Source organism: Mycoplasmopsis gallinarum DSM 19816 (assembly GCF_000621085.1).
GTDB classification, from domain to species: Bacteria; Bacillota_I; Bacilli_A; order Mycoplasmatales; family Metamycoplasmataceae; genus Mycoplasmopsis; species Mycoplasmopsis gallinarum.
Genome location: NZ_JHZE01000012.1, coordinates 1 through 23,352, shown reverse-complemented (window position 1 = coordinate 23,352; position 23,352 = coordinate 1). Strand labels below are relative to the sequence as shown.

The window sequence follows — 23,352 nt, the reverse complement described above, 5'->3', positions numbered from 1 at the left end:
AATTAATTAATTTAATAGAAAGGAGAAAAATGGAAACAACAAAAAGAAATAAAATAATTAAATGAGCAGTTTATGCCATAATTTTAAGTTTAATTGTTATTGTTATTTATTTTGCTTTTTTTGCAAATTCAAGCAAAGCTGCATCTGTTAGTTATTCACAATTTCAAAGTCATAGTAATAGAGCAATAGAAAATGCAAACGACAACATTTTTATCAAAAATTTAAAATTTGATTCATATTTGGGAACAGCTAATTATACATTTGTAGAAAATGGTAAAAATATTCAATATATTGCTAATTTAAGTCGAGATGGTGTTAAGGAGTGAACATCAGTAACAAAAGCAATAGGAGATTTAAAACTTTTTGGTGCAGATGCCACAGTTGCTAATTCAAATGTGGATTTAAGTGTTAATTCAACTTTTAATGACTTGTTAAATAGAGCAACAGCTTTTATGAGTTCAAATAACAAAATTGAAAGTACAGGATTTTTAATAAATGATTTACCAGTTGAAAATAATAATTTTTGAAAATCATTAATTTTATCATTGTTGCCAACTCTTATTTTCTTTGCAATTATTTACTTTATGTTTAGAAATGCAATGAAAAGAAACGGGAATTTAATGGGAGCAGTTGGAGATGATAAAAGCCCTGCTAAAAAAATAGAAAGCAACAAAACATTCAAAGACATAGCAGGAAACAAAGAAGCAATTGAAGAAATTGCTGAAATTGTCGACTACTTAAAAAATCCTAAAAAATATCAAACTGCAGGTGCTAGAATGCCGCACGGAATTTTACTTGGCGGTCCTCCGGGTACAGGAAAAACGTTATTAGCTAAAGCTACAGCGGGTGAAGCAAACGTTCCATTTTATTTCATTTCTGCTTCAAATTTTGTAGAAATGTTTGTTGGATTAGGAGCAAAAAGAGTAAGGACTGTCGTAGATGAAGCAAGAAAAAATGCACCAGCAATCATTTTTATTGATGAACTAGATGCAATTGGTAGAACCCGTGGAGCTGGTTTAGGTGGTGGAAACGACGAAAGAGAACAAACCTTAAACCAACTACTTGTTGAAATGGATGGAATGAAAGAAAACAACGGTATCTTATTCTTTGCTGCAACAAATAGAACTGATGTTTTGGATCCTGCTTTGACAAGACCTGGACGTTTTGATAGAACTATTACAGTTGGACTACCTGATGTTAAAGAGAGACAAGAAATTTTAGAATTACATGCCAAAGGAAAAAGATTAGCTCCAGATGTAAACTTAAATCAAGTTGCAAAAAGAACCCCAGGATTTTCTGGTGCACAATTAGAAAATGTTATTAATGAAGCAAGTTTACTGGCTGTAAGAAATAATTCTGAATTAATAACAAGAGATGATATTGATGAAGCAATAGATAGAGTTATGGCTGGTCCAGCTAAAAAGAATAGAGTAATTACCAAAGAGGAATTAACAATGGTTGCATACCATGAAGCAGGACACGCTGTAGTTGGTATAAAAAAACCAGGTGCTAATAAAGTACAAAAAATTACAATTATTCCTAGAGGACAAGCTGGTGGATATAATTTAATGACACCTGAAGAAGAAAAATATAATGCAACTAAAAAAGAATTAATTGCAGTAATCACAAGTTTTATGGGTGGTAGAGCAGCTGAAGAATTAATTTATGGTGCAGAAAATATATCAACTGGTGCATCAGATGATATTGCAAAAGCCACAAGAATTGCAAGAAAAATGGTTACTGAATGAGGAATGTCTTCACTTGGGCCAATTCAATATGAAGAAAATGAAGGAAGTCCATTTTTAGGAAAAGATTATTTGAAATCTTCAACCATGTCAAATCAAGTCGGACATGAAATTGATACTGAAATTAGAAACATAATGTTGCAAGCTAAAAAAGAAGCAACCGAAATATTAAAAGAAAATAGAGAACTATTAGAATTGATTAAAGAAGCTTTATTACAAAAAGAAACCATTGTGGCAGAAGAAATTGAATATATTTCTAAAAATATGAAACTTCCTCCGCAAAAAATTGAAGAAAATATAACCCCAACTAAATATTCATTAGATGATTTATTAGATAACGAAAGAATAGAAGAAACTTCAGGCGAAACTGAAAAACAAGAATAACGCGAAAGCGTTATTTTTTACATCTTAATTTAAAAATAAAATTATTTATAATTATTAAACTTTTAATAGGAGAAAAATAAGATGTGAAAACTGTTTAAGGAAGTATTTAAATCTTTATCAAAAAACAAAGTAATAGTAATTGGATTAAGCATTCTAGTTTTTATCACTTCATGAATTTTTACTTTATTAACTAGTGTAAACAAATCTATGAACAGAAGTTTTGATTCATATAAAAATGTTTCGAAATTGCAAGATTTAACAGTTGATTTAAATATAACACCACAAGGTACAGCATATAATAATGGCTATTTTATAAATGGTGAAAGCCAAGATGAAATAAGCAACAATTATAATTTACCTATTAAATATCTTATAGATTATGATAAAAGTTTTGAAGAAACTAATTTCAATGAATGAAAAACAAAATTAAAAAATTCGGTTTTAGAAGATCAATTTCAAAGCCTTGCTAATACTTATAAAAGAAACATTCAAAACAAAAATGTTTTATATTTAGATTTTGATGATGAAGAATATGTAGCAGCATCTTTATTAGGTTATTCAGAAGAAGGAAAAAAATATTTCTTTAAAAAGTCAGAAATTAATAATTTATATGAATTGAGTAAGTTAAAAAATTCAAATATTTCTTTTAATTTAAATGATGTTTCTAATTTGAATTTAACTTCAAAAGAAAATACGTATTTAAACATATATGAGAAACAAGGATATACATATAAACAAGTTAAAAAAATTAAGAGTTTTACCAGAGAAAATGAAGTTGTTTTTGATAAAACTTATTTTCTTGGAGATTTAATAAAAATAACAAATGAAAATGATCAAATTTTCGCTTCGCAACCGTCATTAATTTTTATTAATATTGAAACAAAACAAATAACTCTTGATTTCTTAAAAGGAACTCAATGAATTCAAGAAAATAAAGGGTTTAAGTTTAATACTAAGAAATTTTTAGAATCAATAGGTTTTTATCCAAAAGCAAATGATGCATTTGTGTATCAATATGATAAAACTGCAAATAAGATTTTAAATATTGTGAATGTAGAAACATTTTCAGAAACAACTGAATTAAAAAATACTTTAAATTTAAGAAATTTTTTACTTGAAGATCAAGAAATAACAGAAAATGAAAAAATTAATATTAAAACAAACCCATTAGTTTTAAGTCCAAAATTAATAGCACAAGAACAAAACGAAATTAATTTTTTAAGATGAAATTACGAAACCACATTTATATCTAATTGAAAAGAAAAATGAAGTGGTTCATACAAAACTTTTATGGAAACATTAGGAAGTTTTGATATTGAAAATAGAAATCCGCTTTGAAATGAATTAGAAACTTTTTCTTATTGACAAAAGGAAGAAATAAATAGAAAATATATTTATGAATTAATAAATAATAATTGAGTTGTCAATAATCAACCAATAAAAATAAACAAAAAAGTTTCGAATATATCATCGAACTTTAATTTTTGAGAATTAGAATTAATAAAACTTTATACAAACGACGCAAGAATTAATAAATTATTAAACAAGTCATACACACTTTCAAAAACTGATTCTAAAAATATCAAAGAAATTGAGCAAGAAATCAATAGAAAATGAAAAGAAAATCAAAATATTAATAATGAGAATTTTTTAACAGAAATAAACAATATACAAATTTTGAACGACAAATTTTCCATAATTAAAAATAATTCTTTATCAATAGCAAAAAAAGAAATTATCAATAAAATTCAAAATTTAGTAACAGAAAAAAATACTGGGTTAAGACAATCAACAACTGTTGATGCTGTTTCAAATAATGGAGTAAAAAATGTTTTTCATTTTATTAATATGGGGGATGAAAATCAAGAAATAGATGGAATTAAATTAAATGTCGGAAAACTGTACAATGAACAATTCAACAAAACGGCTTTAAACAATTTAAATATAGATAAAAACAATGTTTTTAAACAAAAACAAATTCCGCCATTCATAGCATCTAAAATCATTGAATCACTATCAAATAATTTAATAACAGATGAAAATTACATAAAACCAAAATATGATTTTATTGAAGTTTTTGATAATAATTTGCAAAACTTAGGACTAAAAAAAGTTTTATGATTAGAAAAATATGATTTAAATAGCGCACAAAATGAAATTAAATACGGAATATTTTGAGAAAATCAAAATTTTTATTTAGTTAATAAAGAAGAAATTTTAAAATCATCAAACAAGTTTGATAAATCATCTCTTTTTAAATTTATCGAATCAAACAATTTAACCATAGCAACCGAGTTTTTAAAAACTACAGAAAATGGCTGAATCAAAATAGATTCAAACAATAAAAATTTATTTTATGTCCCTCTTCTATTAATGGAAAACGACAAAAAATTAATACAAAGCATAATAAAAACAGGATCTGTTAATTATTTAATAGAAATTTTAAAAAACAATTTATTAAATTCAAGCTTATCAAAACAAGTTTTTCTTAAACAAGAAACAATATTAGAATTACTTAATATTTTAAAAGAATCAATGGACATGGTTAATTTTGGACAAACATTTATCACTGGCCAATTAGACAACACAAAATTAACTGCAATGATACTTAATGCAATTGAAAAAATGTCTACACATCAAAACGGAGATCTTTTAAAAATAATAATTAACGAGTTTTTAGAACGAATAAAAAATCTAATTCTTGATCAAGGCACAATTAACGAACAAAAAAATTATTTAATAAAGCAATTAAATAACTTGATACAAACAATTTCATTGATAACTAATTCCGAAATTCTTTCTAACAATTTCATTGAAACAACCGTTAATTTATCAAAAGATCCAATACTGTTTATAAATGCAACAAAGATATTTATAAATTCTTTCGATACTTTTCAAATTGTTAATTATGCAAAAAAATGATTCGATGAAAATGCAGAGACTAAATATCTTTCTTTTTGAAATATCATTAATTGAATTTTATTAGCTTCAGATCAACAACAAATTAAACAATCAATTGGTTTGATAATAAATAATTTAGATTTTTCTCAAATTTTAAATATTAATGATGAACATTCTTTAATTAATTTGATTATAAATAAATTCGAATTAGAAAAATGAAGACCTGTAATCGACAAATTTGTATCTAAATTAGATGCAAATAAAGACGGAGAATATGCAAATATAAAAGAAGGAATTGTTAATATTCTTAATTTAATTGATTTTAATATATTCCAAAAAGAATTAATTAAAAATATTGAATCAGCAAAAATTGGTGACTCAGAAAAAGAAATAGACGACATTTCTTTTCAAAATTTAATTTTCGTGTTCTTAAAAAGTATTTTTAATGTTAATGGGTCAAATATTGTCTTTAAAAAAGCATTAACGAATTTATTAAATTTATCATCAAAAGTACAACAATTAGGAAATCAACCAATTTATTTACCAGCGCAAGATGATGACAAAATTTCATTATTAGATTTTATTGGATTGATAAATGCAAATTTTTCATCAAATGATTCGCAACCTAATTATGGTTTATTTCATAATTTATATAGTTCTATTAAAAATAAATTAGCAAAAATTCAAAGTCAAGAAATTCAAAAAAATGATCCAATTTTTAATGAAGTTGAATGAAAAGAAATTTTTGATTTTGAAGGCGTAAAAGATGTTTACAAAACTGAAAAATTAAAAAATAAATTTTATAAACTTTTTGATTTTGTTGAACAAACAGTTAGTTCAAATAATGTTTATAAAAAAGAAGAAGAAAAAACAGGTGCAGATTTATTATTCGATTGATATAGTTTTAGCTGAAAATTACAAGTAATTTCACTTTTAAATGAAAGTTTGGATGAAATTACTAATAATGAATGGTCTGGCAAAAGTTTTAATGCCTATAAATTAGGGAATGATAATTTTCATTTGTATAAAACATTAATAAAATTTTATTTAAATGATTCAGCTTCAAAAGAAGAGACAGATAAATTTGTAAACAATTTTCTTGAATTTAGTATTAATGAACAAATTTTAAAATTATCTCAAGCAAAAGCGACTAACGAACAAATACCATTTAGCAACGAAATGGATTATTTTATAAATGAATATTTATACAATCCAAAAAGCGCAAACCTATTCAATTTAGATAGTGCAGGAAATTTTACAAATTCTTTTGTAGAAGAATTAATTAATAAAAACCCAAAATTTAAAAATTTTGTTTTAGAGAACAAAAACGAATTAATTTTAATGTTGGGAATGATAGGTCAAAACAAGAAATACACCAAAGATAATGACAAAAATTACCCTAACGGGATTTATCATTACACCTTGAAAACATTTGTAAAAAATTATTTATCATCTACAAATTTTTATGAAATAAGAAATGAAGCATATATTTTATTAGATAAAATTAGTCCTGAAAACTTGTTATCTTCATTTGGCATTTCTGAAGCTCTGACTACTCCATTATTGAGATATTTATTTCCAGAAGTGGTAATTTTATATTTTGCTGGAGAGCAAACTAGTGATAACCTAATAAAAGGTAATTTGGCTTATTTATTGTTAAATAAATTACCAAATTTTGAACTTTTCATTCAAACCAATAGCCCTGAAAATTTAAAGTTAAAAGAGATATTAAACCCGTTGTTAAATAAAATTAAACTTTCTAATCCTCCTTTAAATCTAACAGGAAGTAGCAAATTAAGTGTTGACAAAATTTATCTCGATTATTTAACAAATAAAGAATATCCAGAAATTTTTGGTTTGAATTTAATTGACTTGGGATTAAATTTAATAAATGAACTATTCACTTTTACAGAGGTTCAAAATATCACTTTTAACAACCCAAAAAGTTATTTAGCAAAAGTAAATTATTCTTATTTAATTAATAATAATAAAAGTATATATACTGGTGAAATTCCAACTAATCCTTTAAAAATTGAAGAATTTATTGCAAAATTAGAGGATGAATATTTAATTGATGTTAATGGAATTAAATTCATAATTATTGGTGATGACACCACAGTTGATTACATTTATCCAATCGTTGATGAGAATAATTTGCAAGTTAATACCAAGAATCAAGCATTGGTTTATGTAAATAATTTTGGAATGGATAAAATAAAAAAAGCCTATGCAGGAAATGTTGTAAAAGAGTATTTACTTGTTAAAAATAATGATAAACAATCAATAAACAAACTTGAATCAGAAATAAAAGAAATTGTTCATAATTTAAGTAACACAAATATAGAAAAAGTCTATAAAATAGATGAAATTGACCCAATTAACCCAGAAAGATCTTTAAGAATTAGTTCAATTACAAAAATTATTGATTCTCTTTCTTTGGCAACCAATTTTATTATTAGCTTATTTATTATTCTGGTGGGCACATCAACCATTTTCATTGTTAAAAGATACATTAATAGTAAAAACAAAGTAATTGGAATTTTAATTGCTCAAGGTTATCAACCATACAAAATTGCTTTTTCATTGACAGCTTTTGCGTTTGTAACTTGTTTAATTGGAGGAATTTTAGGCTATATACTAGGAAACAATTTACAATATCTACTATTTAATATATTTAGTTCTTATTGAACTCTACCTAAAACCACATTGAACTTTAACTGATTTGCCTTCCTATTCACAATTATTATTCCAATGATAGGTTTATCTACATGAATTTTTGTTTTAGCATTAATTTTATTAAGAACTAAACCATTAGATTTAATTAATAATGTAAACGAAGTAAAAATAAATAAAATTAATAATTTTATTTATAGTAAATCTAAAAAATTAAATATTAAGCAAAAATTCACATTAGTTTTAATTTTGAATGGGGTATGAAAATTACTTTCATTTATGGTATCAATTTTATTAGTTTCTATAACCAGTTTATTTGGTTTTGCAAGCATTAAAGCCTTTCCTAAAACAATAAAAAATACTTTTGACAACAGACATTATCAATTTAAAATGGATTTAAAAACTCCTACATTAGAAGGTGGTATTTATAAAACTTACTCTCCAAATTATTTAAATAATTCATTATATGTACCTCTAGGGAATCAATCAGAGTCACAAGATACACAATATAACTATTTTGGTCCAGGTTGATCACCAATTGTTAATCAAGGAAATCAAAATGGGAATCCAAGTTCTTTTGAACCACATATTTTGACACAATTTTCTTTAAATATTGAAATTGATCAAAGTGTTTCTGTTAATCCTTGAGACTTGGCTTATAACAAAATGCCTGACACCCAAAAAAATAGAATTGACAAAATAAGAGACATTGTTGGTTATGCTTTAGAGTATTCACAGAATTATCAAAGAATTGAGAATAAAACTTATGTTCTATCTATAAATGAAAATGGTAATTTAAATTATCAAAATATTGAAGATGCAAGTGATAAAAAAACATTTTTTAGATATTATAAAGATTCTAATAGTACTAAAAAAGGCGAATTTAAAATTGCTTCTTGAAATGAAAAAAGCAAAGAATATGAATTGTTACCAATTAAAACTAATTTAAGAACTGAATATAGAAACTTTTTAATCAATGGATACAAAACAATTGAAGAGTGATTGAATTTAAAACAAATAACACAAAATAATTGAGAAAACACAATTGTTGCTCAACAATTAATTTCTTTAAAAGAGCAAAAACCAGAAGTTTTTGAAAATTTAAGCAACGATTACTTTATTAGTTTCAGTGGGATTTATTTCAATGAACAAAGCGACGAACAATATTCATGAGCTGAAATTTCATGAAATGGACAAAATCATAAAATTTATGGATATAAGCAAAATAGTAAATTCATTGCTTTAATTGATGAAAATAATCACAATTTATTAAATAAACTTTATCAAAATGAAAATAATAAAATTAAACCTCTTGTTATTAACAAAGTGGTAGCAGCAAAATATAACTTAAAAATAGGTGATAAACTTAGTGTTCAATCACTGAATTCTTTTGATAGATTTATAAAGCAATTTGTTTCAAATTGAACAGAAGAAACTATAGAATTTGAAGTTATAGGCATAAGCAATACAATGATTAATGAAGAAATTGTTACAACCCAAAACATTGTCAATGATTTACTTGGATTAAATAACAATCTGACTAAAAATATAAGTAATTATGAACCATTTAATGGAATTATGACAAATAGTCCAATTCCACTTCAATTATTACAATCAACAGCATTATATTCAGATAGTGGATATTGACCAACGCTTGATAATATTAATCTAGATGTTTTAGATAATTTAAAAATAAGTTCAATTTATGAACAAATCTTCAATCCAAATATTAGCAATAATCAAGCAGAAGGTTTATTAATAAATAATTTATTAAAATTAAAAGAAATTAAACCAGACATTAATATTAAACATATTTATAATCAATTTATGAATGAATCAAACTTAGAACAAGATTTGAATATAAGTTATGAAAAACATAAAAATTTAGGAATGAAAGAAACAATTAATAAATACTTTGATAATTACGAATCAAATTTATTTACTATTATTGCTTCAGCAATTGATTCAAAAGAAATTGAAATTGGTTTCATTAATCAAATTGGAGATATGGTTACTAAATTAATTATTGCAACATTAAGCTCAATTTTAGCAATTTCATTAGTGATACTTGTTATTATTTCCTCTTTAATGATTAATGAAAATCAAAAAAATATTGCAATTTGATCAATTTTAGGATATTCAAATAAAGAAAAAATTAAAATGTTTCTTTTTGCTTTTGTTCCTTTTATTCTTTTATCATTAATTATTGCTATTCCAATTACTCTTGGTTTAATTTCAATTTTCAATGCATTCTTATTAGCCTCATCTTCTGTTTATTTGGCCATTAATTTAAATTGAATTTACATATTAACAACAATATTATTAGTATTCGGAGTATTTATAATTACTGCTTTAGGAACATGAATGACAATCGGCAAAATGAAACCAATTGAATTACTTAAAGGATAAAAATGAAAAATGAAAAAGAATTGAATTTTCCAGAATTGAAAATTCCAAAAAACGAAAAAATTACTTCTGAAAATGTTTGCGAAATAATTAATAAATATGCAAATGGGCAAAAGCAATTAATAGTAAATAAAAAAATTGCTAAATTGTTAAATAAATTATCAAAAAGAAAACATTCTAAAAAAAATAAAGTTCAAAATTTCAACCATTTAGTTGAAGTTAAAAATGTAACTAAATATTATGTTAATGGTGAAGTAATTAACAAAGTTTTAGATGATGTTTCCTTAACAATTGATAAAGGTGAAATTATTTTGATTTTCGGAACTTCTGGAAGTGGGAAATCAACATTATTAAATTTAATTTCAGGTTTAGATAGACCAAATAAAGGTGAAATTTATGTCAATAACGAATCACTAGTTAATTTAGATGACAGAGGGTTAACTAAATTTAGAAGGAATAATGTTAGCTTCATTTTTCAAAGTTACAATTTATTAACTAATTTAAGTGCATATGACAACGCTTTGACTGGTGCTTATTTGCAAAAAGACAAACAAAAAGTTTTAAACATTGATGAATTATTTAAAACTTTTGAATTAAGTAATGAAAAAAATAAATATCCTTCACAATTATCAGGCGGACAGCAACAAAGAGTTTCAATTATAAGAGCGTTAGTAAAAAATTCTGAAATTATCTTTGCAGATGAACCAACTGGTGCCCTAGATCATGCAACAACAAAAATTGTTTTAAAAACACTTTTTGAATTAAATAAAAAAGAAAAAACAACTATCATTTTTGTTAGTCATGATCCACAAATAACTCCAATTGCCGATAGAGTATTTTATGTAAAAAACGGAAAAATTGAAAAAATTGTCAAAAATGATAAAAAGAAACACCCCGATGAATTCTTAAAAATTGATTAGAATTAGAAAGAAAAAACACGAAAATGGTGAAAACCAAAATCGTGTTTTTTTAGTTGCAATGAATTAAATTTTTGTTTTTATTTAGAAAATGTATATAACAAATATATTTTGCCTCTAATTTCCTAATGGTTCTAATATAGATAAATATTTCTCAGGATATTTTTTAAAAGTGAATTTTACTCAAATAGAAATAGATTTGCTTAAAGATTCAAAACTTTGATTTCTTTTAATTTTATTTAAAATAATTCAATTCAAAATACCGAAAATAAAGAAATATAATTGCAATAAAAATCCTAAGAAAACCAAAATGGTAAAAATAATTATTGCAGAAAAATTAACTGGATTAAAATTGGTGGCACTTTTTAATTTTATTGCCAGCATTATGCCTAATACTATTAAAGCACCTAAAATTAAGAGGATTAAAGAAGAAAATTGATAATTAGAAAACAACTTGTTTTTAAAAAAATCTGGTTGATATGAAAAAACTTTGTATCATGCTTGTGATTTCTCTTGTAAAGAATGTTTATTTTTCTTAATCATAAGTAACTCCTTTTAAATTTTTAACTCAATTAATAAATTCTTTATACACTCGAGTTAAATCTGCTTTATTGTCATTTTTATACTGCTTATTTATAGCGATTTTGAAAAATATATTATGTGCTTTTACTTCGCTGAATTCATTGTCAAATTCGTCTAAATTAATATTGAATTCTTTAGTAAATTTATTTGGGTAATATTCTAAGATAATTTTTAAATAATTATTAGCTAGAAATCTTAATGGGAAAAAATTAGTTTCAATTGAACCAATCATAGCAAGTTTAGTTGCTGCCTCTTGATCATTTAATTTGGGTAATAAAATGCCGGGTGTATCTAAAAAAAATAAAGAATCATTAACTTGAACTCACTTTTGATTTCTTGTGACCCCAGGAAAATTAGCAACTTTTAGAGATTTTTTTTGTGAAACTAAATTAATCAAAGTGCTCTTTCCAGCATTAGGAATACCCATTACAAAAACCTTAATTTTAGAAATTAATAAACCCTTAGCGCGATCTTTAGCGATTTTAGTTTGCGCCATTTTTTTAACTTGATTAATAATGACGTTTTTATTTTTTTGTTGTCTTAAGTCTAATCAAAGCAAGTTCTCATCTCCAAAACGCTTTGAAATAGCGCTTTTTTTGCTTGAATCCATCAAATCACTTTTTGTTATCACAAACAATCTAGGTTTATGAGGAGCAATTTGATCAAAGTCCTCATTGTATGAACTAATTGGGCATCTTGCATCTAAAACAATTATAAAAATGTCAGCAAGCTGAGCATTTTCTTTAATTTCTCTTATTGCCTTAGCCATATGCCCAGGATATCAATTAATCAATATTTTTTCTTCAGCCATATTTTCCTTATTTATTTTCAATTGCTTTATTAACAAGTTCTAATTCTAATGAAGCAACTTTATTATTTAATTTTTTAATTTCTGCATTTAAAGCGTTAATTTTAGCTTCATAATTTTGTTTTAAATTATCAATTTCAATAGAAATTAAATTAATATGCTCATTTACTTCTTTTGTTGAATATCCATTAAATTCGAAATTAAAATTTGGATTAATCAACAAATCATTTAATTTTTCATTTTTCATTATTTTTTCTCGCTTTGATAAATGTGATTCAATACAATTCCAGTTGCCACAGCAACATTTAAGCTTTCAAAATTAATTGGAATATAAACTGAATAATCCAATAGTTGTTGTAATTCACGACTTATTCCGTTTCCTTCATTCCCCATTATTAACACAAATTTGCCTGTAAATAAGTCATTTTGAAAATAAGGCTGACTATTTTTATCTAATAAAGTGCCAATAATTTTGTAACCTTCGCTTTTAAGTTTTTTTATGATTGAATAATCATTTTGTTTGTATTGATAGTAATTTAAATCAAAAATTGCACCTTGAGTTGAACGGATAATTTTATGATTCAATAAATTAATATTGGCAATCAAAGAATTAAAATTAAAAGCTTTCATAGTACGAATAATAGTGCCAATATTGCCTGGATCTTGTACATTATCTAAAAAAATTATTTTGTCATTTAATTCAGTTTTAAAAGCAATTTTGCACAATGCAACGATTCCTTCAGGTGTTTTTGTGTTAGTTATTGAGCTTAAAACATTTGATGTAATTAGAGTTGAATTTGGATAAACTAATTGATTTTCATTTAATTCAAATGTTTCTATTACTAAATTATTTTTAAATGCTTCTTGAACTAAATGATAACCTTCGACTAAAAATAAATTTGAATATTTAAAATTTGCAACTTGTTTCAAATATTTAATCTTGGAATTTTGAACACTAGAAATTAACTTATTTTGCATTTTATTTGAGTAAATAATCCTTACCTTTTTGAGTTTCAAAAGGATTTAAATCAACAAAGTCTAACTGACGCATAATTTCGAAGCCAACAATTGCTACACAATTAGCTAAATTAATAGATCGCATTGCAGAAACCATAGGAATTCTTAGGCAAGTTTCTAAATTATTTTTTAAAATTTCCTTATCGATTCCAGTAGATTCACGACCAAACATTATTCATATTTCTTTATCTTTTTCATAATCCTTTTTAAAATCAACATCAGCATAAGTTTTTTGTCCATATCTTGTTAGATAATAAATTTTTTTATTACCATATTTTTTTACAAAATCAGCATATGAATTGTGAACTTCATGTTGAATATCTGTAAGTAGTTTGCCTGCACCAGAACGAGAAAGATAATGTGGATCTAAATCAAAAGAAATGGGTTTAATTATGTGTAATTTAGCGCCCAAAGCATAACAAGTACGAATTATATTACCAGTATTAGGCGGAATTTCTGGCTGAAACAAAATAATATTTAGCATTTTTCTCCTTATGTTTGTTATTAATTAATAATAATATAATATTGTTAATATTATAATGTTTAAAATACTAAAAAGAGGAGTTATTATGAGAACAATGCTTGATATTGCAGTTGATTATGGAATTGAAAATTGTAAAAATAGTACTTATGTTCCTTTTGAAAATTTTTTTGAAGTAGTTGAAAAAGAATTAAAAAATAAATGAGAATTAGAGGCTGAAGAAAAAGAAATTGCATATGAAACTCTAAGAGTAAATAAAATTGGAGAACTATATCGTTTATTGACTGTGGATTCACGTTTTGTAAGAGATAAAAACGAAAATCAATGAACCACAAGAATGGGATTTAATTAATTTATGGCTTTAGTTAATGCTAAAGCAATGTTGCAAAATGCATATAAAAATCATTATGCAGTGCCACATATTAATACTAATAATTTAGAATGAACTAAAGCAATTTTATTGACGGCCCAAAAAAATAATTGTCCTTTAATTGTAGGTGTATCTGAAGGGGCAATCAAATATATGGGCGGATATAAAACCGTTGCTAATTTAGTTAAAAATTTAATTGAAGAATTAAATATTACAGTCGATATTGCTTTGCATTTAGATCATGGAAGCTATGAAGCTTGTTTAAAAGCAATTGACAACGGTTTTACTTCAGTAATGTTTGATGGATCTAAATTAAATTTCGAGGAAAATTTAAATTTAACTAAAAAATTAATTGAAACTTGCAAAATTAAAAATATTTCTTTGGAAGTTGAAGTGGGTTCAATTGGTGGCGAAGAAGATGGGACTATTGCAAATGGAGAACTAGCTGATTTGTCCGAAGCAAAAGAATTAACTAATTTGGGAATTGATGTTTTAGCAGCAGGAATTGGCAATATTCATGGTCCATATCCAGCTAATTGAAACGGTTTAAATTTTGATAAATTACAAGAGTTGCATCAAAATTTAAACATTGGAATAGTCTTACATGGTGGAAGCGGAATTCCTTATGAACAAGTAGCTAAGGCTATAGAACTTGGGGTAACTAAAATAAACATAAATACAGAATTACAGCAGGCTAACCATCAAGCTATTCGAGAATTTATTATTTCTAATAAAGATTTAGAAAATAAAAATTATGATCCAAGAAAACTATTAAAACCTGGATTTGATGCAATTTGTAAAGTTATAGAAGAAAAAATTAAAGAATGTCAAAGAAAAAAATAGGTTATTTTACTTATTTTTTTTATTCTATTTTTTTGAAACCAAAATGTCAATTTAATAATGTGAAAAGAAAATGGGTAATATTTACTAATTTAACACTGTTTCCTCTATGTTTAAGTTGTACCACGACAAACTATGCAACAAATAAAGAATATAAGATTAAAGATTATGAAATTATAGACGGAGATACAATCTATTGCAAAATGAATAATCAATATACGGGATTAAGAATTTTTGGAATTGATACTCCGGAAATTAAAAAGTCAAATGGAGAAAAACTAGCACTAAAAGAAAACTATTATGGACAAAAAGCAAAACAAGAGCTAATTAGATTATTAAAATGAAAAGAAATAAAAATAAAAATCTTAAAAATTGATAAATATCAAAGAAAAGTTGTCATTTTAAAAAATCACCAAAATATAGATGTTGCAATGCAATTGCTTAAAAAAGGACTTGCAAGAGTAAAATATGTTTCTTTATATAAATACTCAAAACCTTATTGAATTGTAGATGATAAATTAATTGAATATTACTATAAAATAGTTAATTTAGAAAATGAAGCAAGAAAATTAAATTTAGGAATTTGAAAAGAAAATCTTAAATATATTTTCCATAAAAATTAAATAAAATTCTTAACATTAATTTTTACTCTTTTATATTATAATACGTACGCAATTGAATAATTGCCTCTAACTAGTGGGAGATACAAAAAATATCGCTAGTACCACAATATTGAAAGGATACTCAATATGGCTAAATCAAAAGCTGATATTGTTCGTGTTCGTAAATTACAATTCCCAGCAGGACAAGCAAAACCTGGTCCAGCGCTTGCTGGTGTGGGAATTAATATGCCTGATTTTACTAGGGCATTTAATGACGCGACAAGAGATAGAGGGAACGAACCAGTTCCAGTAGAAATTACTGTTTATAAAGACAAATCATTCGAATTCAAATTATTTACTTCACCTGCAAGTTACAAATTAAAACAAGCTGCGAAAATTGAAAAAGGTAGCTCAAACGCAAAAACTACTAAAGTAGCTACAATTTCTTTAGATCAATTAAAAGAAATTGCAGAATACAAATTACCTGATTTAAATACTGACAACATTGAACAAGCAATGAAAATTATTGCAGGAACTGCTAAAAACATGGGTATTACAATCGAAGGTTACAACCTTGAAGGAGATAAATAATGGCTCACAAAGGTGGCAAAAAAATTAGAGCAGCTCGTGAATCTTTTGACAAAACAGTTGCTTATGATTTAAAAGAAGCTTTAGAATTAGTTCAAAGAACTTCATATTCTAAATTTGATGGTTCTGTTGAACTTGTAATGAAATTAAACCTTGATGTTAGAAAAGCAGATCAACAATTACGTGGTGCAGTATTATTACCTCACGGAACAGGTAAATCAATCAGAGTTTTAGTTGTAACAAATAATCCAGAAAAACAAAAACTTGCTAAAGAAGCAGGAGCAGATCAAGTAGTTGATGGATTAGAATTAGAAGGCAAAATTAAAGAAGATAATTTTGATTTTGATGTTATGGTTGCTGATCCAGCAATGATGCCTTTATTAGGTAAATATGGTAAAAAATTAGGACCAAAAGGTCTTATGCCAAACCCAAAAACTGGAACAGTTACTCCAACTCCTGAAAAAGCAGTTGAAGAACTTAAAAAAGGTAAAGCAAACTATAGAACAGACAAAGCAGGTATTGTACATACTTTAATTGGTAAAGTAAGCATGCCAGTTGAAAACTTAGTTGAAAATGCTCAAACTGTTATTTCTTTAATTAAAAGATTAAAACCAGCTGCAGTAAAAGGAACATACTTACAAAACATTGTAGTAACTGCAACAATGGCACCTGGTGTTAAAGTGAAAATCGAAAGATAAAAAAAATACGGATTTTCCGTATTTTTTTTATCTAAAATAATCGTTTAAAAATTTTATATATTCTTCTCGACTCGAATTAATTGCTTTAAAAATGTTCTCTTTCTCTAATAAATGAATGACAGAAAACATTAAAACAAAAATTCTAGTTCCTGGTTCAATTTGAAAATTGGCTTCCATTGAGCCCGTTTTATAAAACGTTCAATAAGTAATTAAGGCAAAACTATTTAATTTAGATTTTTTATTTTTTTGAAGTTTTTTAATTAAAAACACAATAATTTTTTCTATGTTGTAAGATTCGGTGAAAGTTTGATTCCTTAATAATTTATTTTTAATTTTAATATCGTAAATCTGTCTTTCAGTAATGTTGATTTTTTCAAATTGTTTAGTTCAGTCATAATGAAAATAATCACTTTTTGTAACTGATAAATTTTTATAACTTCTTCAATTTAAGAAACCTAAACCTGCACTAAAAAGAAAAATTAAAGTTAATGTAAATCAAAAACAAATTTGTCAAGCTTTAACTTGATCTTGTGCTTGAATTGCCTCTTCTTTATTTTGTGGAATTGGCGGCAATTCTAACCATGAAATTTTAGCCAATATTCATTTGTAATTCAAAATTCAAAGAGTTGTAATAATACTAATACCAAAAATTATTCAAAAAACAATTCAAAGTAGATACTTCAATTTTGCATTATTTAAAATTCTAGAAGGTAAATAATCAAAATTTTTAATTAATAAACTTGGTTTAGCAGTGCTAATAATATTTATGGTTAATAAACATAAACAGGGAATTAAAATAATTAGAATTCATAAAAAATAATTCATATATCTCCTCCAATTAATTTTATTTAAAATGTAAAAAGTCTTATAATAATTTTTATGGAAAAGGCAATGTATAAATCCTTATCAGATATACAAACAACATACAATCAACTATCTGAAAAATTAAATTCTGAAGAAGTAATAAACAACATAAAAGAATACACAAAATTAAATAAGGAAATAAATAAGATCAAAAATATAGCTGAAACTTTTGAAATGTACAAAAGTTTAGAAAATGATCTTGAAGAAGCAAAAATTTTACTTAATTCCAAAGATGAGGAAGAAGTTTTATTTGCTAAATCAATAATTGATGAAAATGAGTCTAAATTAGAAAAATTAGAAGAAGAGCTAAAAATTTTAATTTTACCTAAAGATGAAAACGATGATAAAGACGTTATTATTGAAATTCGTGGAGCTGCTGGAGGAGACGAAGCAAACATTTTTGCTGGCGACTTATTCAAGTTATATACTAAATATGGAGCAGAATCGAACTTTAGAATTAAAATTATTTCTTCATCACAAGCACCAACTGGTGGATTTTCTCAAATAGTTTTTTCAGTTAAAGGTGAAAATGTTTATTCAAAATTAAAATTTGAATCAGGAGTACATAGAGTTCAAAGAATCCCTGTAACAGAAAGTCAAGGAAGAATTCATACTTCAACTGCAACAGTCACTGTTATTCCTGAAATTGATGATACAGTAAATATTGATATTAAACCAAATGATTTAAAAATCGATACTTATCGTTCATCTGGTGCCGGAGGTCAATCTGTTAATACCACTGACTCAGCTGTTAGAATTACTCACTTACCAACTGGAATTGTGGTTTCATCTCAAGATGAAAGAAGCCAAATAGCGAATAGAGAAACTGCTATGAACGTTTTGCGTTCTAAACTTTATGATATTGAAATGGCAAAAAAACAACAAGAAGAAGCAGGATATAGAAAATTAGCTGGTCAAGGTGACAGAAGTGAAAAAATAAGAACTTATAATTATCCACAAGATAGAGTCACTGATCACAGAATTGGTTTTTCTACTTCTTTAAAACAAGTTATGGAAGGTAAATTACAACCAATAGTAGATGCCTTATTAACTGAAGAACAAAATCAAAAAATAAAAGAAGCTGGATTACTTTAATAAAATTTATGCAAAAAAAAGTTGAAATATTTTTACATGAAAAAAGAAAATATGGCTTAAAAGAAACAATTAATTCTCGAGAATTAACTTTATTAAAAAAAGGGGTACCAATTCAACATATTATGGGGTATGTTGAATTTTTTGATGTCAAAATTAAAGTTAATTCTAATGTTTTAATCCCTCGTTATGAAACCGAAGAAATGGTTGATTTGGTATCGAGAAAAATTAATTTACCTTATAGAGCTAAAATTCTAGATCTTTGTACTGGATCAGGTTTTATTGGGCTTGCTTTAAAAAAACACTATAAATCAGCTCAAATTTGATTATCTGATATAAGTTATAAAGCTTTAAAAATTGCAAAATTTAATAAAAAGTGAAACTTTAAAAAAAATAAAGATATAAAAATTAAACACTCTGATTTATTTAATAAATTTAAGCCAAATAAACAGTTTGATTTGATTATTTCAAATCCTCCATATCTGGATAAAAAAGATTTAACTATTGCAGACAATGTTAAAAAATTTGAACCACATTTAGCTTTATATGCAGAAAACCAAGGTTGAAAAATATATGAAAAAATATTAAAAAATTATAAAAAATATTTAAAGCCTCACGGATTTTTAGTGATGGAAATAAATCCATATCATTTTGATAAATGAAATAAATACAAAAATTGCGAGATCTTATTTGATATAAATAACAAGCCAAGATTTGTAATTTTTCAACAATAATTGATTTATTAAATATAATTATTACTATGGAATTACAAGAATTAATCATTAATAAAATTAAAAAATTAACTAAAAAAGATGTACATTTAAATTCAAAATTATCAGATTTGAAAATTGATTCTTTATCATTAGCGGAATTAGTGTTCGAAGCAGAGGAAGAATTAAATATAAGAATTGATGATGAAAAAATAGTAAATATTGAAACAATTCAAGATATAGTTAATTTAATTTCAGAATACAAAAAATAACAAAGGAATTTGTTATTTTTTTGTTATAATTAAAAAACTGTAGGAGTGTAGTTCAACGGTAGAACAACGGGCTTCAACCCCGTGTGTTATGGGTTCGAATCCTGTCACTCCTGCCATTTTTTTATTTTTTAAAAAAAGAAAGATTTTTAATCTTTCCTACTCGTTAATTAATTTAATTTTTTCTTCAATTATTTCTTTAGTTTGCTTATCGAGGTCAATAACAACAGCAGCATAAGCTTCAGGTCCTGTATGAATAGAAATCACAGGTGCAATTAATGTTATATAAGGCTTAAAATTAAAAAGACTTTCAAATTTAGCAACAATGCTTGTTTTTTCTTCTTCGGAAGCATTGGAATGCAAATAAGCAACAAAAGCATTTGGATTATTTAGCTGTTTAAAAAAATCATATTTATCTTCAATATTTTTTAAAACTGTTTTTTTAAAGTTTCTGCCAATACCCTCTTTTTTTAGTTGACCATCTTCTCATTTGATTAAAGGCACAATATTTAGCATTTTTGCAATGATAGCTGCCGCAGGAGTTAATCTGCCACCTTTAACTAAATATTTATTATATTTTGGAATTAAAGTTAAAGATTTTTTAAATCCGTTCTTTTCTATAAATTGAAGATATTCTTCAAATTTTGAAGGATCTTTTTTCATTTGATTTTCAAATCAAAATAAATCAAAAGCAATTAATTGAACCACTTCAACTGATTGAATAACTCTTAATTTTGGAAATTCCAAGGCTAAATTTTCTAAAGATTGATATGTACCTGATAAAAACTTAGAAATAGGATAAACAAATAATTTGTCATATTCTTTAGATAATTTTTCGAATAATTCAATAGTTTTACCAATATTAATTGCTGAAGTTTTAACATCAGCTTCTTTAGTGTATTTTTCAAATAAATTCTTTGTGGTTATATCAACACCATCTTCATATTCTACATTGTCAATCTCAATATGAAGCGGTAAATAATATCAACCTAATTTTTCTGCTTGTTTTTGGGTTAAACCACATGCAGAATCTACAATAATTGCATATTTCATAACATTATTATATATTATAAATGTGTATAATTAACATTATGATTTACTTTGATTTAAGAGAAAAATTTAATGATACTTACATAATATATGTAGATAGTTCAGTTAAACCAATTAACAAGCTAGCACAAAACAATTTTGTAATTTGATTTGATAATGAGAAACAAATCAAATGCTTTAATTATTTCGGAAAATTGAATTTTAATAACAATTATGGTTTAGTTGATACATTGATAGAAGCAAAATTAAAAGAAGAATTATTAGCAATTGATCCAGAATTTAAATTTAACAAGGTTTTAAATTTTGCCTTGGGGAAAATAGAAAAAAGATCACAACATCCAAAAAGTGAAAAATTAGCAATATTACAAGTTGATTTTGGAGATTTTAAAAAACAAATTATTACAAATACCTCTTATACTACTGAAGGTAAATATTTCCCTTTTATTTTAAATGGTTCAATAAATTCTCAAGGATTAGAAATCACTGAAGGCGAAATAATGAATGAAAAAAGTCAAGGGATGTTGGCAAGTTTAAAATCCTTTGGGTTCAGAATAGCAACAGATGAAGAAAATCAAAATTTTTTTGATTACTTAAACAAAAATTATCAAAAATATTTTGGTTTAGAAATTTTAGACAAAGTTCAAACTACTTATAAATAGGTGTATTATGACAATAATAGAAGAATTAAAAGAACGTGGAATATTAAAACAAATTAGCAATGAAGAAAAATTATTAAATTTGAATCCAAATCAGACCGGAATTTATGTTGGGTTTGATCCGACTGCAAAAAGTTTGCATCTTGGGAATTATATTTTGATGATTAATTTAAAAAGATTTCAAAAGTATGGTTATAAAACTTATGCTCTTGTGGGTGGAGCCACTGGAATGATAGGAGATCCATCATTTAGAGATTCTGAAAGAGTATTATTAGATTTAAATACAGTTATAGATAATAAAAATCGGATTAAAAATCAATTAAGCAAAATGAATTTTGAAGTAGTTGATAATTATGATTTTTATGTGAATATGAATGTTCTAGATTTTTTAAGGGACGCAGGAAAATTAATTAATGTAGCTTCAATGTTAAGCAAAGATTCAGTAACTAAAAGAATTGAAAGAGGTTTATCATTTACTGAATTTACTTATCAAGTCATTCAAGGTTATGATTTTTTAACTCTTTACAAAAATAATAATGTTTGCGTTCAAATGGGCGGAAGCGATCAATGAGGGAATATTGTAGCCGGTTTAGATATGATTGATAAAGTTTATGCTAATAAACATAATGCAGTAGGATTAACTTTAGATTTATTAACAGATGAAAATGGCAATAAAATAGGTAAATCAACAGGTGGAGGTTCATTGTGATTGGACAAAGAACTTTCATCTCCATATAATATGTATCAATATTTATTAAATCAACCAGATTCAATTGTTAAAAAATTATTAATGTGACTAACATTTTTAGATGTTTCAAAAATTAATTCAATTATTGAAGAACATCTACAAAACCCAAAAGAACATTTGGCTCAAAAAACATTAGCTAGTGAAGTAATTAAAGATATTTTTGGTATTGAAGAGGTCAAAAAAGCAGAATGAATTACATCAATTCTTTTTAATAAAAATTTTGATTTTAATAAATTAAATATTAGTGAAATAGAAGAAATTAGTAATTATTTGCCTATATGTGAAATTTCTGAAAATGAGAATATTATTAATAAATTAATCGAAAATAAATTTATTTTGTCAAAAAGAGAAGCAAGAGAATTTATTCAAACCAATGCTTTAAAAATTGATAATGAATTAGTTGGCGAAGAAACACTTTATTGTCCACAACAATTTGAAGGAAAATACGCAATTTTTAAAAAAGGCAAGAAACAAACCATAATTTTGAAAACTAAATAACTCGTTAAAACGAGTTTATGCTGAATTCGCTTAGTGGTAAAGCAACTGACTCGTAATCAGTCGCCACGAGTTCGATTCTCGTATTCAGCACCATATGAAAACTTGATTAAAAAATCAAGTTTTCTTTTTTTCCTGCGTTTCCCACTTGCTAGTATAAAAAGGAAAATATCCGTTTTAGCGGATATTGCTTTTTTAATTTTTAATCATTTCTAAAATTTTTTGGATTAGTTCATAATCATTTCAACTATCATTTAAGCTTTTGTCTTTAATGTCAAAAACTTTAACTGTTTTTTTATTAAATTTTTCTTCAACTTGCACAACATCATTAATCATTTGAATTAATCTATTTTCCGTGAATTTATCTTTTCCAGATAATCCTGTTAAATCATTAATTTTGAAAACTAAAAATTTCATTAAAACTAAACTTAAGAAACAAAGACAAATATAACCTGT

Annotated in this window: 20 protein-coding genes, 2 tRNA genes and 1 pseudogene; 15 read left to right on the top strand and 8 right to left on the bottom strand. The window is 25.3% G+C overall.

The annotated features are described in order from the left end of the window. The first annotated feature begins 29 nt into the window (after positions 1-29). The 3 genes from ftsH to Q346_RS0102830 all read left to right on the top strand — a co-directional run bounded on the left by ftsH (position 30) and on the right by Q346_RS0102830 (position 11,029). Positions 30-2,129 (top strand): ATP-dependent zinc metalloprotease FtsH, encoded by a 2,100-nt coding sequence (ftsH, locus tag Q346_RS0102840; protein ID WP_027332979.1) that lies wholly within the window; start codon positions 30-32, stop codon positions 2,127-2,129. An 81-nt stretch (positions 2,130-2,210) separates the two neighbouring features. Continuing rightward, entirely contained in the window at positions 2,211-10,112 is a 7,902-nt protein-coding gene (locus tag Q346_RS03900) for an ABC transporter permease (protein ID WP_036438055.1), read from the top strand. Between the two features lie 2 nt (positions 10,113-10,114). Continuing rightward, positions 10,115-11,029 (top strand): ABC transporter ATP-binding protein, encoded by a 915-nt coding sequence (locus Q346_RS0102830; RefSeq protein WP_051521804.1) that lies wholly within the window; start codon positions 10,115-10,117, stop codon positions 11,027-11,029. A 114-nt stretch (positions 11,030-11,143) separates the two neighbouring features. On the opposite strand, the gene Q346_RS0102825 is transcribed toward Q346_RS0102830, so the two are convergent. From Q346_RS0102825 to Q346_RS0102805, 5 genes are read right to left on the bottom strand one after another with little or no spacing between them, the layout of a single operon-like run. After that, positions 11,144-11,569 carry a hypothetical protein gene (locus Q346_RS0102825; RefSeq protein WP_027332977.1) on the bottom strand — a complete coding sequence of 142 codons (426 nt, stop codon included), beginning with the start codon at positions 11,567-11,569 and terminating at the stop codon, positions 11,144-11,146. After that, positions 11,562-12,419: a ribosome biogenesis GTPase YlqF gene (ylqF, locus tag Q346_RS0102820; RefSeq protein WP_036438051.1), complete on the bottom strand. Its 858-nt coding sequence runs from the start codon at positions 12,417-12,419 to the stop codon at positions 11,562-11,564. The genes Q346_RS0102825 and ylqF overlap by 8 nt, the downstream gene beginning before the upstream one ends. Positions 12,420-12,426: 7 nt before the next feature. Further along, positions 12,427-12,663: a hypothetical protein gene (locus Q346_RS03895; protein ID WP_036438048.1), complete on the bottom strand. Its 237-nt coding sequence runs from the start codon at positions 12,661-12,663 to the stop codon at positions 12,427-12,429. Continuing rightward, entirely contained in the window at positions 12,663-13,394 is a 732-nt protein-coding gene (locus Q346_RS0102810) for a TrmH family RNA methyltransferase (protein ID WP_027332975.1), read from the bottom strand. The genes Q346_RS03895 and Q346_RS0102810 overlap by 1 nt, the downstream gene beginning before the upstream one ends. A gap of 1 nt (position 13,395) precedes the next feature. Further along, positions 13,396-13,917, bottom strand: a complete 522-nt coding sequence (locus tag Q346_RS0102805) for a tRNA (cytidine(34)-2'-O)-methyltransferase (protein ID WP_027332974.1) — start codon at positions 13,915-13,917, stop codon at positions 13,396-13,398. An 85-nt stretch (positions 13,918-14,002) separates the two neighbouring features. On the opposite strand from Q346_RS0102805, the gene rpoE reads away from it, so the two are divergent. From rpoE to rplA, 5 genes are all read left to right on the top strand, one after another. Beyond that, positions 14,003-14,266 carry a DNA-directed RNA polymerase subunit delta gene (rpoE, locus tag Q346_RS0102800; protein ID WP_027332973.1) on the top strand — a complete coding sequence of 88 codons (264 nt, stop codon included), beginning with the start codon at positions 14,003-14,005 and terminating at the stop codon, positions 14,264-14,266. Positions 14,267-14,269: 3 nt separating this feature from the next. Beyond that, complete coding sequence (gene fba, locus Q346_RS0102795; protein ID WP_027332972.1) at positions 14,270-15,127, top strand: class II fructose-1,6-bisphosphate aldolase; 858 nt, start codon at positions 14,270-14,272, stop codon at positions 15,125-15,127. A 59-nt stretch (positions 15,128-15,186) separates the two neighbouring features. Beyond that, positions 15,187-15,747 (top strand): thermonuclease family protein, encoded by a 561-nt coding sequence (locus tag Q346_RS0102790; RefSeq protein WP_155946937.1) that lies wholly within the window; start codon positions 15,187-15,189, stop codon positions 15,745-15,747. A 126-nt stretch (positions 15,748-15,873) separates the two neighbouring features. Then, positions 15,874-16,317: a 50S ribosomal protein L11 gene (gene rplK / locus Q346_RS0102785; RefSeq protein ID WP_027332970.1), complete on the top strand. Its 444-nt coding sequence runs from the start codon at positions 15,874-15,876 to the stop codon at positions 16,315-16,317. Next, a complete protein-coding gene (gene rplA, locus Q346_RS0102780) occupies positions 16,317-17,012 on the top strand; it encodes a 50S ribosomal protein L1 (protein WP_027332969.1) in 696 nt (231 codons plus the stop codon). The genes rplK and rplA overlap by 1 nt, the downstream gene beginning before the upstream one ends. 27 nt (positions 17,013-17,039) lie before the next feature. Here the strand turns inward: rplA and Q346_RS0102775 are convergent, their stop codons facing one another. Beyond that, positions 17,040-17,837 carry a hypothetical protein gene (locus Q346_RS0102775; RefSeq protein WP_027332968.1) on the bottom strand — a complete coding sequence of 266 codons (798 nt, stop codon included), beginning with the start codon at positions 17,835-17,837 and terminating at the stop codon, positions 17,040-17,042. 54 nt (positions 17,838-17,891) lie between these two features. Between Q346_RS0102775 and prfA the strand changes: the two genes are divergently transcribed. From prfA to Q346_RS0102755, 4 genes are all read left to right on the top strand, one after another. Then, positions 17,892-18,971, top strand: coding sequence for a peptide chain release factor 1 (gene prfA / locus Q346_RS0102770; protein ID WP_027332967.1), 1,080 nt, complete (start codon positions 17,892-17,894; stop codon positions 18,969-18,971). Between the two features lie 8 nt (positions 18,972-18,979). Next, positions 18,980-19,702, top strand: a complete 723-nt coding sequence (gene prmC / locus Q346_RS0102765; protein ID WP_036438045.1) for a peptide chain release factor N(5)-glutamine methyltransferase — start codon at positions 18,980-18,982, stop codon at positions 19,700-19,702. A 26-nt stretch (positions 19,703-19,728) separates the two neighbouring features. Next, positions 19,729-19,950, top strand: coding sequence for a phosphopantetheine-binding protein (locus Q346_RS0102760; RefSeq protein WP_027332965.1), 222 nt, complete (start codon positions 19,729-19,731; stop codon positions 19,948-19,950). Positions 19,951-19,991: 41 nt separating this feature from the next. Further along, a tRNA-Trp gene (locus Q346_RS0102755) sits at positions 19,992-20,066 on the top strand. A 40-nt stretch (positions 20,067-20,106) separates the two neighbouring features. On the opposite strand, the gene Q346_RS0102750 is transcribed toward Q346_RS0102755, so the two are convergent. Further along, the gene (locus tag Q346_RS0102750) at positions 20,107-21,000 is read right to left on the bottom strand and encodes a DegV family protein (RefSeq protein WP_027332964.1); all 894 of its coding nucleotides are present in this window, start codon (positions 20,998-21,000) and stop codon (positions 20,107-20,109) included. Positions 21,001-21,038: 38 nt separating this feature from the next. Here Q346_RS0102750 and tapR point away from each other — a divergent pair, with 38 nt between their 5' ends. The 3 genes from tapR (at position 21,039) to Q346_RS0102735 (ending at position 22,992) form a co-directional block, all read left to right on the top strand. After that, positions 21,039-21,656, top strand: a complete 618-nt coding sequence (tapR, locus tag Q346_RS0102745) for a TyrS-associated PheT N-terminal domain-related protein TapR (RefSeq protein WP_027332963.1) — start codon at positions 21,039-21,041, stop codon at positions 21,654-21,656. Between the two features lie 4 nt (positions 21,657-21,660). Beyond that, the gene (gene tyrS / locus Q346_RS0102740; RefSeq protein ID WP_334290793.1) at positions 21,661-22,899 is read left to right on the top strand and encodes a tyrosine--tRNA ligase; all 1,239 of its coding nucleotides are present in this window, start codon (positions 21,661-21,663) and stop codon (positions 22,897-22,899) included. A 19-nt stretch (positions 22,900-22,918) separates the two neighbouring features. After that, positions 22,919-22,992: transfer RNA gene (locus Q346_RS0102735), tRNA-Thr, on the top strand. A gap of 99 nt (positions 22,993-23,091) precedes the next feature. Here Q346_RS0102735 and Q346_RS03890 read toward each other — a convergent pair. After that, positions 23,092-23,352, bottom strand: a pseudogene (locus Q346_RS03890) (IS1634 family transposase); the annotation flags it as partial.